This window comes from Streptomyces sp. AK02-01A, from assembly GCF_033795305.1.
In the GTDB taxonomy this organism is placed as follows: Bacteria; Actinomycetota; Actinomycetes; order Streptomycetales; family Streptomycetaceae; genus Streptomyces.
The window spans coordinates 49,676-64,692 of sequence record NZ_JARBAE010000004.1 but is presented as its reverse complement, the minus strand read 5'-3'; the positions used below and the strand labels follow the sequence as shown (position 1 = coordinate 64,692).

Genomic DNA, 15,017 nt, shown 5'->3' with positions numbered 1-15,017 from the left:
TCCGGCCACCTGTTCTCCGGCCGCCTTTTCTGGAGCCACTCAGTACGGAGCCGAGGCAGCGGTGCCGGTGCTCTCCGCCGACCACCGACCGGAGGTACGCGTCCGGGCAAGCAGTGTGATCAGGCTTTCGGTACAAGGTCGAAGTCGATGATCTCCTCAGGTGTGATGCCCTGTGGCACTGCGTCCGCGTCCCGCAGGACCGCGATGCTCTTCGCGACCCGCGCGGAGTCCAGCGTCCCGATCGCGGCGCCGGAACCGCCTGGCCTGACGTACGCGGCCATCAGCTCCAGTTCGGCCGCCGCGGCGGCCGGGTTTGTGGCGTCCACGTTCCGCCGCAGGATCTCACCGGCCTCCTGCGGGTTGGCCAGGCTGTACTCCAGGCCTTTGAGCAGCGCGGCGGAGAACCGCTGCACCATCTCCGGCTTCTCCTCGGCGATCTTCGTCGAGGTGATCAGCACGTTTCCGTAGAGATCGGGAATCACATCGCTGTACGGCAGCAGGACGGCCTTCTTCTTGGTCACCGCCTCGACGGTCGGCTTGCCCACCACGAACTGGCCGATGCCGTCCACCGAGCCGCCGGCGAGTGTGCCCATGAGGGTCTGCGCGTCTCCGTTGACCCAGCTCACCTTGGCGGCGTCCACACCGGCCAGCCGGGCGTACGTCGGGAAGAGGTTGCGTACGACCGAGCCGGGCGTGTCGGCGAGCCGCTTGCCCTCAAGGTCTTTCGGGACGGCGATGCCCTGGCCCTCGGTGGTGGCGATCGCGGCCATGGTGCGCTGCTGGATGGCGGCCACCGCGACGAAGTCCTTCGCCTGGCCGCTGCCCATCTGCAGCAGAGCGCCCGTCAAGTCGGTCGGCGCGAAATGCGCCTGGCCGCTCACGACGGCCGCGATGGCGCCGCCGGTGCCCTGGCCCGGCTTGATCTCCACATCGAAGCCGGCCTCTTCGAAGAATCCCTTGTCCTTCGCGACCCAGGCGTACGCGTCCCGGCCGAAGTTGCCGAACGAGGTCAGGTAGGTGATCTTCTCCAGCGCCGGGCCGTCCGCACCGGGAGTCGCGTCGGAGTCCGCTCCGCCGCAGCCCGACACCAGCGCCAGCGCCGTGGACAGGGCCACCGCGGCGACCGTACGGGCGAAACTGTTCATGTGCACCGTGTCGTCCTTTCCGACCGCTGACATGCCGGCGGACGGGTCGTCGAGACAGAACGGCGTAACGGAACCGCCGGAGTACATGACACTTCGGGCGAGCAACAGCGTACGAGAACGCCGCCCGCGCCGGGCCAGGTGTGAGGAATTCGCCGACAGAACGACAGGTATCGCCGGGCCACCTGGCCCGGTAACCTGACCGGGCGTTACGAACCAACCGGCATTGTTGATCGCCAGTGTGGACGGGGGAGACGCCGGATGATCAGACTCACCGGTGCGTCCCGGACCTTCTCCAGCCGGTCCGGTACGACGCTGGCGCTCCAGGGCATCGACCTCCACATCACCGAGGGCGAGTTCGTGGCGGTGGTGGGCAGGTCCGGATGCGGCAAGTCCACACTGCTCCGGCTGATCGCCGGGCTGCTGCCGGTCACCGACGGCGAGATCACCATCGGCGGCGAGCGGGTCACCGGAGCGCGGCGAGATGTCGCCATGCTGTTCCAGCGGCCGGCCCTGCTGCCGTGGCGGTCCGTCCTCGACAACGTCCTGCTGCCCGTGGAGATCTTCGGCTGGAACAAGTCCGAGCACCGCCATCGCGCGTACCAGCTACTGGAAACGGCCGGGCTGGGCGGCTTCGAGAAGCACCGGCCGCACGAGCTGTCCGGCGGTATGCAGCAGCGTGTTTCGCTCTGCCGGTCGCTGATGGGTGAGCCCCGGGTGCTGCTCATGGACGAGCCGTTCTCCGCACTCGACGCGCTGACCCGCGCGGAACTGGCGGTGGAGCTGCAGCGGGTCCACAGGGAGAATTCCGCCACCGTCGTCTTTGTCACTCACTCGATGGACGAGGCGGTGCTGCTCGCCGACCGGGTGGTGGTGCTCAGCCCGCGACCGGGCCGAGTCCGCGAGGTCGTCGGCATCGACATCCCGCGGCCGAGGACGCTGGGCCGTACCGCGCATCTCGCCGAGGTGGCCCGGTTCAGCGCCGACCTGCACGAGCTGCTGATGGAACAGAGCGTGTCCGCGCCGGTCGGAACGGAAGGGCGATGACCATGCGGATCTGCGTCTTCACCGAGCCGCACCGCGGCGCCGACTACGAGGATCAGTCGCGCTTCGTACGACTCGTCGAGGCGGGCGGGTTCGACGGTTTCTTCCGGGCCGACCACTACCAGGCGATGGGCGCCGATCCAGGACTGCCCGGTCCCACCGACGCATGGCTGACGCTGGGCGCGCTCGCCCGGGAGACCTCCCGGATCCGACTGGGCACGCTGGTCACCTCGGCCACCTTCCGGCTGCCGGGCCCGCTGGCCGTGATGGTGGCGCAGGTCGACCGGATGAGCGGCGGGCGGGTCGAACTGGGCCTCGGCGCCGGCTGGTACGAACGGGAGCACACCTCGTACGGCATCCCGTTCCCGGGCGTCGGGGAGCGCTTCGACCGGCTGGAGGAACAGCTCGCCGTGATCACGGGGCTGTGGCGGACACCTGTCGGCGAGAGCTTCAGCCACCACGGCGACCACTACCGGCTGGCCGACGCGCCCGCTCTGCCCAAGCCGGTGCAGGTGCCGGGACCGCCGATCATCGTCGGAGGCCGTGGCCGCACGCGCACTCCGGAGCTGGCCGCCCGGTACGCCGACGAGTTCAACATGCCGTTCACGTCGGTGGCGGAGACGGCGCGGGCGTACCGGCGAGTGATTGAGGCGTGCGAAAGGACCGGCCGGGCCGACGCCGGCCGGCCACCGCTGGTGCTCTCGGCCGGTGTTGTGGTCGCGATCGGCCGTACCGATGCGGAGGCGCGGCGGCGGGCCGCTCCGCTGCACGTCAAGAGCGCGCTGCCGCCGGAGGACCCGGTGGTCGGATCTTCGGCGCAACTCGTCGAGCGGATCGGTGAGTTCGCCGCGATCGGCGCGAGCCGGATCCATCTGCGGCTCATTGACTTCACCGACCTCGACCACCTGGAACTGATCGCGAGTGAGGTGCTCCCGCGGCTCTGACACAACCAGGCACGAGGACACCTGTCGGCGAAGGGGATGGACGCCGGCCGTGATCGGCCGCCGAAGACCGCCGGTCGCGGCATTGTCTGGAGCTTGGAACCGTGAAGGTGTCCGCTCAGCGCGTCGGATACGGCAGCGGCTCCGCGACCACCAAGGCCACCGCGGCGGTTGCCCGCTGAGGCGGGCACCGGCCCACGGACACGAGTCGGGCCCGGAGGATCGCGCGATCCTCCGGGGCCGACTCGATTGCGTTCCGTCGCAATGAGCCATGTCGCAGGCCGACTTGGACGGCTCTCGCCTTACCGTGCCGAGGCGAGCGGTCGGCTCTCGGCGCGCTCCACAAAATGACATGGATCACTAAAGTGACCCGGACGGAGAAGGCAACCATCCGCTTATGCGGCGATTGCCCGCCGTGTGAGGGTGGCGTGCCGCACTCGTCACCTTCCTCACGTGCTTCCGACAACGGTGTTTCCGGTCATACGATCGCCAACGAAGCCCTGCGTGAGTGTCGCCGCAGCGGCTGCCTCAACACTTTGGAACCCGCTTTTCGAACCCGCTTTTCGGACCCGCGAAGGACTCCGTTGAAGATTCGCCGCATTCTTGCCACGGCCGTCGCCGCCGCCGTGACCACCCCCGTCATCCTGCTCTCCGTCACCCCGGCGCTCGCCGCCGCCAAGCCGTCCGCCGCCTCGAAGGCGCAGCAGCGGAGCGAGCAGGACAAGCCTTCCATCGAGGAACTTGAGAAGGCCGCCGAGAAGGCGCAGAAGGCGTACGACGACGCCGTAGCCGCGGGCGAGGCCGCGCGGGTCGTCCTCGAAGCCGCGCTCTCCGACGACGCGCCTCTCGCCGTCGCCGCGAAGAACGCCAAGAAGGAGGCGGTCGACGCCGCCACCGCCAAGGAGAACGCCGACACGGCGCTCGCCGACGCCAGGGCCGCACTTGCCGCGCTGCCCGAGACCGCCACCACCGAGGAGAAGGCGGCGGCGGAGAAGGCCGTCACCGACGCCGAGACCGCTGCTCAGTCCGCGGCGGACGCCAAGGTCACCGCCGACGAGAAGGCCGCGGCGGCCCGCGAGGCATCCGACGACGCCCGCGTCGCCGCCGCTCGGGAGTACGGCAAGTTCCAGGAAGCCACGAAAGAGGCCCTCAAGGCGAAGGAGGCCGCCGACCAGGCGCTCGCCGACGCCAGGGACGAGGCGGAGCCGGACGAGCCGGAGTGCGTCTTCGAGGGCAAGCTCAGCACGGTCGTCACCGGTCTGCCGTCCAAGATCGTCGCGGGCTCGACGACCACCTTCTCGGTCCGCGTGACCAACGGTACGGACAAGACGCTGGACGAGGTCTCGCCGCACGTCTACTTCCACGCGACGGACAAGGGCGGCTACAACGTCATCGACGACGCCTTCCATCTGCAGTGGTCGACCACCGCGTCGCCGACCTGGAAGAACGTGGAAGAGGGCGGGCGCGCCGGCTCCATCAGTCCGCTGAAGGCCGGTGCCCACGCCGATGTGAAGCTGCGACTGAAGGTCGACGCCAAGGCTCCGGCCGGGGACGGTCTCGCCTTCGTCGCCGGTGACTACATCAACGACGACGAGTCCTGTGGCGGCAACCTCTCCACCGAGTACGCCTTCGAGCTTCTCGCGGCCGGCAGCGCCACCGACGATGTCGACGACGCCAAGCCCGGCAAGACCACGCCGGGGACCCCGGACAACAAGCCGCAGGGCGCCACGTCCACCACTCCGGTGGACTCCGTCAACTCGACCGGCTCCCTCGCCAGCACCGGCTCGCCTTCGGCCCTCCCGCAGTTCGCCGCGGCGGCCGGCGCGGCGGTGGCCCTCGGAGCCGTCGTGGTCTTCGTCGGCCGCCGCCGCAAGGCCGACTCCATCGTCTGACGATCCGTCAGTATCTTCTGGCGTGGCCTCATCCAGCCATGCCGTGAGAAAGGGCGCCTCCTTCCGGGGGCGCCCTTTCCGGCTGAGTCCGGTGAGTCAGAGCGGGATGACCTGGACGTGGCTGCCACAGAGTCTGGTCATGTCGTCGCTGTCGGACGTCAGCAGGGCGACTGGCTTCGGCTGACGCAGCGCCACTTCTGCCACGGTGGCGTCGATGGCGTACTTGTGGCCGAGCGGTCCTGCTTCTTTGAGGAGCCCCGCGGCCGCCTTCGCCGCCTGCTCGGTGACCGGTTCCACCTTGATGCGCGACAGGGCCCAGTTCAGGCGTGGGATGTCGGTGCGGGAGTGGCAGACTTCCACAATGGTGTTCGCTCCGATGACCAGGTCGGCGCCCATCTCGTGGAACACCTTTAGCAGCGCGAGGAGCTTGCGGTCCTGTGCGATCCAGGCCGAAAGCCCTTCCGAGTCCAGGACGACGGTCTCGACGCGCTCACTCATGCGGCGTCCGCGTCCTTGGCGGGCCCGGCGGCACCGAAGATCTTCGAGCGGGCCTCCGCCAGCTCCTTGCCGCTGAACGTCCCGTGCTCTTCCTCATGGCGTCGCAGGTCGTCGCCCAGGAGCTGATGCCGGATCTGGCGGGCCACCGCTTCTGCCACATAGCCGGAAACGTTGTCCGTGAGCTTTCGGAGCTCCGCAACCGCCTTGGGATCGCACGCACCAGACGTCGCGGGCCCCGCCCTCCGGGCGGACGGCGCTATGTGTCAGACACGTCCTAGACCGTGATCGTCCGCTCTGAAGGGCACGCTGTGGGCACGACGTTGTGACGTGCGACTTCTTCCGGACCTCGTTCGGATGGCGCCGCCGCCAGTCCTCCGCCACGTCATCAGTGGCTCTCCTTCCACCATGCCCAAGAGTGAATGGTCGGTGTGGAGCGGCTCGCTTCTGTAGAGCCGCTTCCGTGGAAACCGGCACGATGATGTCCTGTGGTCGGCGTCGGGTCTTCCCTCTCCGGTCTGCCCTCTCCGGCCGTATCGGAGGGGCCCGTCCCGGTGACCACGCCCGAACGCGGAGGGAGACGGGGATACACGTGGTTGTGCCCATCGGGTCCGAGGAATGGCCCGCTCGCAGTCTGCTGGGCAGGCTGTCGCCACCGGCGCGGCGGGATCTGCTCGGGCTGGGGACCGAGGTCCGGTTCGATGTGGGCGCCGTGCTGCTGAGAGAGGGGATGAACGACCGCCACGTACTGCTGCTGTTGTCCGGTTTCGCCAAGGTCACGGCGACCGTGGAGAACGGTGAGAGCTCACTCCTCGCGGTCAGGGCCGGCGGGGACACGGTGGGCGAGATGGCGGCCATGACCGGGGCCCCGCGTTCGGCGACGGTCACCGCCTGCGGTCCGCTGACTGCCAGGGTGCTGGGGGCCGGTGTGCTGCGGGGGCTGCTGATGCGCCGCCCAGAGGTGTCCATGGCCTTGACCGGTATCGTCGCCGACCGCCTGCGCTGGGCGAACCGGCGGCGGCTGGACTTCCACGGATATCCGGCGAAGGTGCGGTTGGCCCGGCTGTTGGTGGAACTCACCGCGTCCTACGGATCTCCTCGGAGCGGCGGAGTGGTGATCGGCTGCCGGTTGACGCAGCCGGAGCTGGCCACGCTGGTCGGCGCCGCGGAGACGACCATCCACAAGGTGCTGCGTGAACTGCGCGAAGAGGGCTTGTTGGAGACCGGCTACCGCGCCACCACCATCCTGGACCTGCCCCGGCTCAGGCGGCTGGCGGACCTGGCCGGCGTCCAGTGAGGGGTGATCTTTCCGGCCGAACCGGTCACTTCCGTGGTGTCTGGTGCCTCATCGGCGGTCACAGATCTCGGCATTCCGTATTTCCACAGGATTCACACCACGTCGCGGGTGTACGACTTGAGTACCGGCGCCCGTGGTCCGGGGGAGCGGGTGCCGGTCTGACGTGTTGTAACTCTGTTGATGTGAAGGGGATGTGAGCGACAAGGCGTCCTCCTCACCGAAGTACGTGTACCGAGAGGTGTCATGGCGGAGAACGATGGGGAAGGCCGGGGAGGCATGGGCGTGTTCGGCCGCAGGCTGCTACTGGCGGTCGACGCGAGAGGATACGGCGGCGCCGACGCGGTCACGCAGGGCGAGTTCCAGGAAGCGATCACGCGACTGCTGCACGAGGCGGCCGACGCGGCCCGGTTGGACCGCTCGCGATGGATGACGCAGGAGGGCGGGGACTCGCTGTTCGCGGTCCTGCCCGAGGGTGCCTCCGAGCCCGCACTGGTCGACACCTTCATGCGCGTTCTGGACTTCGGTCTGCGGACCTTCAACCGCAACCGGGAGCCGCACGCACGGCTCAGGCTCAGGGCAGCCGTCCACTTCGGCCCGGCCTCGCCGGGCGCCAACGGTTTCACCGGCCCGGCTCCGGTCGAGCTCGGCCGCATCCTCGACTGCGCGGCCCTGCGCGCCGCACTCGCTCAGGCTCCGGGCGCCTGTCTGGCCGTCGGGGTGTCGAAGCCCGTCTTCCGTGACGTCGTGAAGGAGGAGGCGTACACCAGCGTCCGGGCGGACGAGTTCCGGCAGGTGCGGGTCAAGGAGAAGGAGTACGAGGGCTCGGCCTGGATCTGGGTGCCGGGCGCCGATGTACGGCGACTGGACCTGGGTCCGGAGCCGGAGCCGGGTCCGGAGCCGGGTGAGACCGCGCGGGGGGACGCCTACACGATGCATGTGTCGTCTGGTGGTGGCGGCGCTCAAGGACCGGGAGCCACCGTCAACGTCAACAACTGACCGGACGCCGCCGGCCCCGCACTCCGGGCGGACGGCGCCACTTACGTCACACGCCCTGGAACGGAGGCCATCGGTGACCGAGAACCCCGAGAACCCTGAGGCCCCCCGGTACTACTACGAGGGGCACGCGTCGCACGGCGGTGCCATCGCCCAGGGCCCGGACGCGACAGCCACGGTCAACAACGTCTACGGCTCCCGCCTCCCCACCATCGAGAAGTTCTCCGCTCCCGCCGCATCCGACGCCACCTGGCTGATGAAGGCGCCCAGCCGTCTGCTGGACGCGCGCAGCCAGGTCGTGCCCTTCGTCGGCCGGGAACCGGAGCTGGAGCGCCTGCGGCAGTGGCGGGACGCCGGGGACGAGGACCTGTCGGTCCTGCTGCTGCACGCTTCCGGCGGGCACGGCAAGACCCGTCTCGCCATGGAGTTCGCCGAACACACCCGGAACCTGCCGGGACAGGAGCGATGGCATGTCCTGCAGGCCGGGCTCCGGGGTGCCTTTCCCGGCCCGTCCCTCCCGCGCGACGGCATTGCCGCGCCCGGTGCGGCGGCCGGAGTTCTCCTGGTCGTCGACTACGCGGACCGATGGGCGCACAGCGAGCTGGAACACCTGTTGTCCTACGCCGTTCTCGGTGAACGGCGGCCCACCCGTGTACTGCTGGTCGCACGGACCGTCCGCTGGTTCGCGGCCCTCCGGGCCGGACTGACCGACCGTCGCGCCGCCACCGCCGACCTGCGGCTTCCTTCGCTGGCCGCGGACAGGCTTCAGATGTTCACCGCCGCCCGCGACCGCTACGCCAAGGCTGATCTGTACGACCTGTCTGACGCCGCGGGCATCCAGCCGCCCGGCTCCCTCGACCACCGTGACTTCGGCCTGCCACTGAACCTGCACATGGCCGCACTGGTCGCTGTCGACGCCCGCGAACGCGGCGCACAGGCCTCCCTGTCCGAGCCGCACCACCTGTCGGCGTACCTCCTCGACCGCGAACGACTGGCGTGGCAAAAGCTTGTCGACGCCGGACGGGAGGGACAGGACTACCAGACCAAGCAGTCCGTCATGGCCAAGACCGTGTACACAGCGGTGCTCACGGGAGCGGTCAGCCATGCCGTGGGGATGCGGGCCCTGGAGAGACTGCGGCTGCCCGAACCACTCAACGTCCTGGACGACCACCGACTCTGCTATCCGCCCGTCGACCGGGCATCCGTACTGGAGCCCCTCTATCCCGACCGGCTCGCGGAGGACTTCCTCGGCCTGCTCACTCCCGGGCACGACATCAGCTCCTACGAACCGGATCCCTGGGCGAGCGGTGCTCCCGCGACCCTGACGGCCGAGTCCGCCGAGGAACGCGCCGAGGAGGATGTCCGGGAGGTGATCGCCCCGCGTGCGGTGACCTTCCTGGCGTCGGCCGCCGGCCGCTGGGCGCATATCGGCAGGGACGTCCTGTATCCACTGCTGCGCCGCGATCCGGGTCTCGCGCTCGCCGCGGGCAGCCCCGCCCTGACCGCGCTCGCCGCACTCGGCGATACGAGCGGCACGGACGACGGATCCATCGACTCCGGGCTGCTGGCCGTACTGGAGGCCGTCGAGCCGCACTTGCCCGAGGGCCGCGACGTCAACCTGGACATCGGCATCCTCGCGGTCATGGAAGTCCTGATCGCCCACCGGCTGTCCGCCACGGAAGACCCCGGCGAGCGGGCCTCGCTGTACGGCACCCTGGCGTGGCGCCGCACCAACGCCGGTCGCAGGGAGGAGGCGGTCGCCGCGACCGAGGAGGCCGTCCGTCTGCACCGGAAGCTCGTCGAGGACGCCCCGGACCGTCCCGATCATCCCGACCGTCTCGGCCACCTCAGCCGCCTGGCGACATCCCTGGCCAACTCCGGCGACCGGCTGTCCGACGTGGGCCGTCCGGAGGAGGCGCTCTTCCGCTCCGAGGAGTCCGTGGCGATCAGCCGCCGCCTGGCCGAGGCCGACCCCGCTGCCCACCGGAGCAGGCTGGTGAGGTCACTGACCAGCTTCGGCAACCGGCTGTCGGAGTATGGCCGCCGGGAAGAGGCGCTGGCCGCCCTCCAGCAGGCTGCCGGTCTGGACCGGCAACTGGCAGCCGACGACCCTGCGGCCCAGCGGAGCGATGTCGCCGGATCGCTGGCCAACCTCAGCATGCACCTGACCGACGCGGGCCGCGAGGAGGAGGGCCTGGCCGCCGCGCAGGAGGCCGCCGATCTGTGCCGGCAACTGGCCGAGGCGGACCCCGCCGCCGAGTCCCACCACTTGGCCGGGGCGCTGAACAACCTCGGGCGCGCGTTGCTCGGCGTGGGCCGTACCGAGGACGGTCTGGCAGCCACCCGGGAGGCCGCCGACCTGTACCGCAAACTCGCCGAGGCGAACCCCGCCGCCCATCAGCCCGACCTGGTGACCGTGCTGCTGAACCTCGGCGAGTTCCTCTCGAACGTGGGCCGGAAGGAAGAGGCCCTGGCTCCGACCGAGGAAGCCGTGGCGATCCAGCGGCAGTTGGCCGAGACCAACTTCGCCGCCCATCACCTCGGCCTCGCCACGTCGCTGGAGACTCTCGGCCTCCGGCTGTGGCACCTGGGCCACGAGGAGCCGTCCTGGGCGGCCCTCCAGGAGGCCGCCGACCTGTACCGGCAGCGGATCGGGGCCCATCCCGCCATCCATCTCCCCGAGAGTGCGGAAGACCTGACACGGATATCCATCCCGCCGCCCGGATACCGGGAGAAAGCTCTGGCGGCCACGCGGGAGGCCGCCGACCTGTACCGCCGGCTTGCCGAGGCCGGACCCGACGCCGACCTCTCCGGCCTGGCAGCGTCGCTGGACGACGCCGGCAGGACCCTGGCCACGTTGGGGCTGTTCGACGAATCCGTCACCGCCGTCGAGCGGGCCACGACCGTTCGCCTGGAGACCGGTGACCGTCATGGCGCGGCGAACCGGCTCAATGAGTTCGCCGCCACCCTGGAGAGGATGGGTCGGTTCGAGGAGGCGGTCACGACGGGCAAGCGGGCCGCCGACCTCTTCCGTGAGGACGGCGACCACACCATGGAAGCCGCCGCGCTGACCAACCTCAGCAAGGTCCTGTCCCGGCTGGAAAGGACCGACGAGGCCGCCGACGCCTGTCAGCGGGCGGCGGACGTCCATCAGTTGACAGGCGAGCGGCACCTTGAGGCCGCCGCGCTGAACAACCTCGCTGTCGCGCTGATGGCGGCGGAGCGGTACGAGGAGGTCGTCTCGGTCAGCCGACGGGCCTACGCCCTCTTCGAGGAGGGCCATGGCAACCTGCAGGGCCCGCCGCTCTACAACCTCGGCGACGCCCTCTTGAAGCTGGGACGGATCGAGGAGTCCCTCGCGCCCACCCGACAGGCCGCCGCTGTGTACCGGGAGAAGGGCAACCGCGGTGGCGAGGCGGACTGCCTGACCAACCTCGGTAACGCCTTGAACAGCCTGAACCGATTCGAGGAGTCGGTCCCCGACTTCGAGCGGGCCGCCGCGCTCTGGTGCGAGATCGGCGACCGCGAACGGGAAGGCCAGGTGCTCGGCCAGCTCGGCTTCACGTTGATACAGCTCCGGCGATTCGAGGAATCCGTCACCGTCACCCAGCGGGCCGCCGCCCGCTTGCGCGAGGCCGGCGACGACAAGAACGCGGCCACGGCTCTGATCAACTTGAGCAATGCCTGTGCGGAGGTGGGACGGTTCGCGGAGGCCCTCACCGCGTCCGGGAAGGTCGCCGCGCTCTTCCGCGCGGCGGGCGACCACAGCGGCGAGGCCCACGCTCTGACCAACCGGAGCGAGGCTCTGGCGAAGGCGAATCGACACGAGGAGGCCATCACCGCCCGTGAGCAGGCCGCCGCCCTCTACCGCGCGGCGGGCAACCGTTCGAGTGAAGGCGCCGCGCTGCACAGCCTGGGTGCGCAGCTCTTCGATGTGAAACGGTACGAGGAGGCCGTCACCGCCTACGAGCAGGAACTCGTGATCCTCCGCGAGACCGGCGAACGCGACAACGAACACAGGGCGCTTCTCGCCCTCGCTCTCGCACTCCTGCACACGGACCGGTTCGAGCGGGCGGCCACGCTCTGCGAGCAGGCCGCCGATCTCTGCCGCGAGAGCGGCGACCGTGGGGGTGAAGGGGCGGCGCTGGCGGGCCTCGGAGCCGCGCAGGCGAAGCTGGGACGCGTCGAGGCGGCCATCACCGCACGCCGGCAGGGCGTCGCCGCGTACCGCGACGCGGGCAACCTCCGTGGCGAAGCCGAGCTGTCGGGCGTACTCGGCGGAGACCTCGGCCGGGTGGGCCGGTACGCGCAGTCCATCGTCGCCAGCAGGCGGGCCGCCGAGATCTACCGGCAGCTCGGTGACGGACGCAACGAGGCCCATGCCCTGGAGTACCTCGGCCAAGGTCTGCAGAGCGACCATCAGCACGAGGCGGCCATCACCGTCTGCGTTCGGGCCGCGGCCCTCCTCCGCGAACACGGCGACCGGAGCGGGGAAGGCCAGGCACTGCGGCATCTGGCCCGCTCCCTGAGGGCCGTGGGGCGGATCGAGGAGTCCATCGCCGCCTCGCGGCGGGCGATCACCCGCTACCAGGAGGCGGGTGACGAACGCCTCGAATCCACGGCCCTGTACGCCCTCGGCGAGGTCCTCCTGGAGGAGGAGCGGTACGAGGAGGCTGTCGCCGCGTACCAGCGAACCGCCCGCATCCTGCGGGAGATCGGCTTCCCCTCCCTTGAAGGCTCCGCGCTCCTCAACCTCTGCCGCGCACTGCTGGGACTGGACCGGTTCGAGGAGACCGTCACCGCCTACCGGCGGGCCGTCACCGTCTACGGCGGAGTCGGCGACGGCGACGGCCTGGGCAGGAGCAGCTTCCATCTCGGCAACACGCTCATGGAGGTGGGCCGGTACGGAGAGGCCGTCACCGCCTACCAGCGGGCCGTCGCGGCGTTTCGCGACATCGGCGCCCAGAGTTCCCGGCGCACGGCGCTGCACAGCCTGAGCAAGGCGCTGCTGAAGGCGGGCCGGTACGAGCAGGGTGCCACCGTCGGCGTACAGGCCGCCGCACTGTATGGCGGGGCAGAGGGACACGAGCGGGAGGGGCGGATGCTGTTGGATCTCAACGGCGACCTCCTGGAGGCAGGACGGTCCCAGGAGTCCCTCCCGGTGTGCCGGCGGCTTCTCACGGTCCAACAGGAGGCCGGAGACCGGCTTTGGGAAACCTGGGCACTCGCCCTGCTGGGCGGCACCTTGGTGGATGTGCGGCAGTACCGGGAAGCCGTCCTCGTCAACCGACGAGCCGTCGCCGCCTGCCGTGCGGTGGGCGACGCCCAGGCCCTGGGCTTGGCCCTGAGCCAGCTGGAGAAGGCCGAACGTGGCCTGAGACGGGGCGACCACGAGCCGTACTGACCTCGCGCGGTCCTCGCTGTCGCGCTCCCCGCTTGAGAAGCGACGTCGCTCGGGCCCGCGCGGGTGTGTGCTCTCCGAGCGTGGCCGGCGTCGTCCGCTGCCGCGTGTGAGCGGGTCCGAGGTCAGGGCAGGGTGAGGACGCGGGGGCCGTCCTGGGTGATGGCGATGGTGTGTTCGATGTGGGCGGCGCGGCTGCCGTCGATCGTGCGCAGGGTCCATCCGTCGGGGTCGGTGCGGTAGTCGTTGTGTCCTCCGGCCATGAGCATGGGTTCGATGGCGAGGGTGAGGCCGTGGCGCAGAGGGAAGCCGCGGCCGGGTCGTCCGTGGTTGGCGACGTGGGGGTCCTCGTGCATCTGGCGGCCGATGCCGTGGCCGCCGAAGTCGGCCGGCATACCGCAGTTGACGGTGCGGGCGACGGTGTTGATGGCGTGGGAGATGTCTCCGATGCGGTGGCCGACGGTGGCGGCGGCGATACCGGCGTCCAGGGCCCGCTGGGTGGCGGCGATGAGTTCCAGGTCGGCGGGCCGGGGGGTGCCGACGGTGAAGCTGATCGCGGCGTCGCCGGTCCAGCCGTCGAGCTCGGCTCCGCAGTCGACGCTGACCAGGTCGCCGTCGCGCAGGCGGTAGTCGTCGGGGATGCCGTGCACGAGGGCGTCGTTGACGGAGGCGCAGATCACCGCTGGGAAGGGGGTGGGTGCGAAGGAGGGCTGGTAACCCAGGAACGGAGAGCGCGCCCCGGCCTTGGTCAGGACGGTGCGGGCGGCTTCGTCGAGCTCGCGCAGGCGCACTCCGACGGCTGCCGCGGCGCGGGCGGCCGCGAGTGCGTCGGCCACGACGCGTCCGGCTTCACGCATCATCTCCAGTGCCGTGTCGGTCTTGATCTCCACCATGTTTCGTGACTCCCTGCGATGCGGTGCTACCCAATACTTATACCGGTATTAGTATCACGGGCATGGTGAGAGTTCCTTTGAGCCCGCAGGAGCGCCAACGTGGGGAGCGGTTCGGGGCCCTGCTCCGCGAGGCCCGCGGTGACCGCAGCATGGTGGACGTGGCGGCGGCGGCCGGGGTGTCCGCGGAGACGCTCCGCAAGATCGAGACCGGCCGGGCCCCGACCCCGGCCTTCTTCACCGTGGCGGCCCTGGCCCACGCGCTGGACCTGTCGCTGGACGACCTGGCCACAGCCTGCGCGGAGGATGCCTACGACGGTGGCCGGGCCATGTCGGCGTGAACGTCAGGAGACCTGCCGTCCGGCCGAAAGGCGGATGGTCCTGACATGGCACGGGAGTGCCGTCCTTCGCCGTATGGCACCGGGCCGAGGCTGTCCTCTCGGCGCGGCGCGGACCCTCAGGCCAACCCCTGAAGGACTTCGAGAGCCGGCCACTCGGTGTGCTGGCCGACGTGGACCGCGTTACTTCGTTCGGCCGACTGCGGTCGCTGGTGGTCATCAGTCGCGATGTCATGACAGTGCGACGCGCTCGGCGCGGATGTGCGGCGGGTTTCGCACTGCAGAGAGGCGTACCCGTGCAAGTCGGCCTCGGAGGATGGAGACAGCGATGGAGTGCCCGGGGAGAGCGTGTGCGGTGGAAAGGGCCAGGACATCCAGAAGGGACGGATTCGGCGTGTCCAGGGCCGGCCTCTCCCGGTGAGGTACACCGTCCGCCGCGTGCGAACCAACGTGGAAGAGCAGATCGAGGACAGGTGGATCGAGCGGGCGCCGTAGGTGTGGTCACGCCGCTGGAGAAGGTTCCTGTTCCGCCTCCGGACAAGGCGAAGTCCTGGCTCGATCAGTGGCTTGGCGTCCATGCCGCC

General features: G+C 70.1%; 11 protein-coding genes. 7 read left to right on the top strand and 4 right to left on the bottom strand.

The annotated features are described in order from the left end of the window. Nucleotides 1-119: 119 nt before the first annotated feature. A complete protein-coding gene (locus PV679_RS06440; RefSeq protein ID WP_319679234.1) occupies nt 120-1,145 on the bottom strand; it encodes an ABC transporter substrate-binding protein in 1,026 nt (341 codons plus the stop codon). Between the two features lie 258 nt (nt 1,146-1,403). Between PV679_RS06440 and PV679_RS06435 the strand changes: the two genes are divergently transcribed. From PV679_RS06435 to PV679_RS06425, 3 genes are all read left to right on the top strand, one after another. Then, nucleotides 1,404-2,189: an ABC transporter ATP-binding protein gene (locus PV679_RS06435; RefSeq protein ID WP_319679065.1), complete on the top strand. Its 786-nt coding sequence runs from the start codon at nt 1,404-1,406 to the stop codon at nt 2,187-2,189. 2 nt (nt 2,190-2,191) lie between these two features. Beyond that, the gene (locus PV679_RS06430) at nt 2,192-3,130 is read left to right on the top strand and encodes an LLM class F420-dependent oxidoreductase (RefSeq protein WP_319679233.1); all 939 of its coding nucleotides are present in this window, start codon (nt 2,192-2,194) and stop codon (nt 3,128-3,130) included. 581 nt (nt 3,131-3,711) lie between these two features. Next, on the top strand, nt 3,712-5,019 hold the full coding sequence (locus PV679_RS06425) for a peptidase (protein ID WP_319679064.1): 1,308 nt from the start codon (nt 3,712-3,714) through the stop codon (nt 5,017-5,019). Between the two features lie 96 nt (nt 5,020-5,115). Here PV679_RS06425 and PV679_RS06420 read toward each other — a convergent pair whose 3' ends face one another. Together PV679_RS06420 and PV679_RS06415 are read right to left on the bottom strand one after the other, a co-directional pair. Then, nucleotides 5,116-5,517, bottom strand: coding sequence for a DNA-binding protein (locus PV679_RS06420; RefSeq protein WP_319679063.1), 402 nt, complete (start codon nt 5,515-5,517; stop codon nt 5,116-5,118). Beyond that, the gene (locus PV679_RS06415) at nt 5,514-5,777 is read right to left on the bottom strand and encodes a hypothetical protein (protein WP_319679232.1); all 264 of its coding nucleotides are present in this window, start codon (nt 5,775-5,777) and stop codon (nt 5,514-5,516) included. Before PV679_RS06415 ends, PV679_RS06420 begins: the two co-directional genes overlap by 4 nt. A 335-nt stretch (nt 5,778-6,112) precedes the next feature. On the opposite strand from PV679_RS06415, the gene PV679_RS06410 reads away from it, so the two are divergent. From PV679_RS06410 to PV679_RS06400, 3 genes are all read left to right on the top strand, one after another. Further along, nucleotides 6,113-6,811, top strand: coding sequence for a Crp/Fnr family transcriptional regulator (locus PV679_RS06410; RefSeq protein ID WP_319679062.1), 699 nt, complete (start codon nt 6,113-6,115; stop codon nt 6,809-6,811). Nucleotides 6,812-7,054: 243 nt separating this feature from the next. Next, on the top strand, nt 7,055-7,807 hold the full coding sequence (locus PV679_RS06405) for a hypothetical protein (RefSeq protein ID WP_319679061.1): 753 nt from the start codon (nt 7,055-7,057) through the stop codon (nt 7,805-7,807). A 73-nt stretch (nt 7,808-7,880) separates the two neighbouring features. Next, nucleotides 7,881-13,208, top strand: coding sequence for a tetratricopeptide repeat protein (locus PV679_RS06400; RefSeq protein ID WP_319679060.1), 5,328 nt, complete (start codon nt 7,881-7,883; stop codon nt 13,206-13,208). A 122-nt stretch (nt 13,209-13,330) separates the two neighbouring features. Here PV679_RS06400 and map read toward each other — a convergent pair whose 3' ends face one another. After that, nucleotides 13,331-14,098, bottom strand: a complete 768-nt coding sequence (gene map / locus PV679_RS06395; RefSeq protein ID WP_319679059.1) for a type I methionyl aminopeptidase — start codon at nt 14,096-14,098, stop codon at nt 13,331-13,333. 62 nt (nt 14,099-14,160) lie between these two features. On the opposite strand from map, the gene PV679_RS06390 reads away from it, so the two are divergent. Next, nucleotides 14,161-14,436 (top strand): helix-turn-helix transcriptional regulator, encoded by a 276-nt coding sequence (locus tag PV679_RS06390; protein WP_319679058.1) that lies wholly within the window; start codon nt 14,161-14,163, stop codon nt 14,434-14,436. Nucleotides 14,437-15,017 lie beyond the last annotated feature (581 nt).

Coding starts and splice junctions, on each gene's coding strand:
- PV679_RS06440 (WP_319679234.1), bottom strand. CDS start 1,145: ATGAACAGTTTCGCCCGTACGGTCGCCGCGGTGGCCCTGTCCACGGCG.
- PV679_RS06435 (WP_319679065.1), top strand. CDS start 1,404: ATGATCAGACTCACCGGTGCGTCCCGGACCTTCTCCAGCCGGTCCGGT.
- PV679_RS06430 (WP_319679233.1), top strand. CDS start 2,192: ATGCGGATCTGCGTCTTCACCGAGCCGCACCGCGGCGCCGACTACGAG.
- PV679_RS06420 (WP_319679063.1), bottom strand. CDS start 5,517: ATGAGTGAGCGCGTCGAGACCGTCGTCCTGGACTCGGAAGGGCTTTCG.
- PV679_RS06405 (WP_319679061.1), top strand. CDS start 7,055: ATGGCGGAGAACGATGGGGAAGGCCGGGGAGGCATGGGCGTGTTCGGC.
- map (WP_319679059.1), bottom strand. CDS start 14,098: ATGGTGGAGATCAAGACCGACACGGCACTGGAGATGATGCGTGAAGCC.
- PV679_RS06390 (WP_319679058.1), top strand. CDS start 14,161: ATGGTGAGAGTTCCTTTGAGCCCGCAGGAGCGCCAACGTGGGGAGCGG.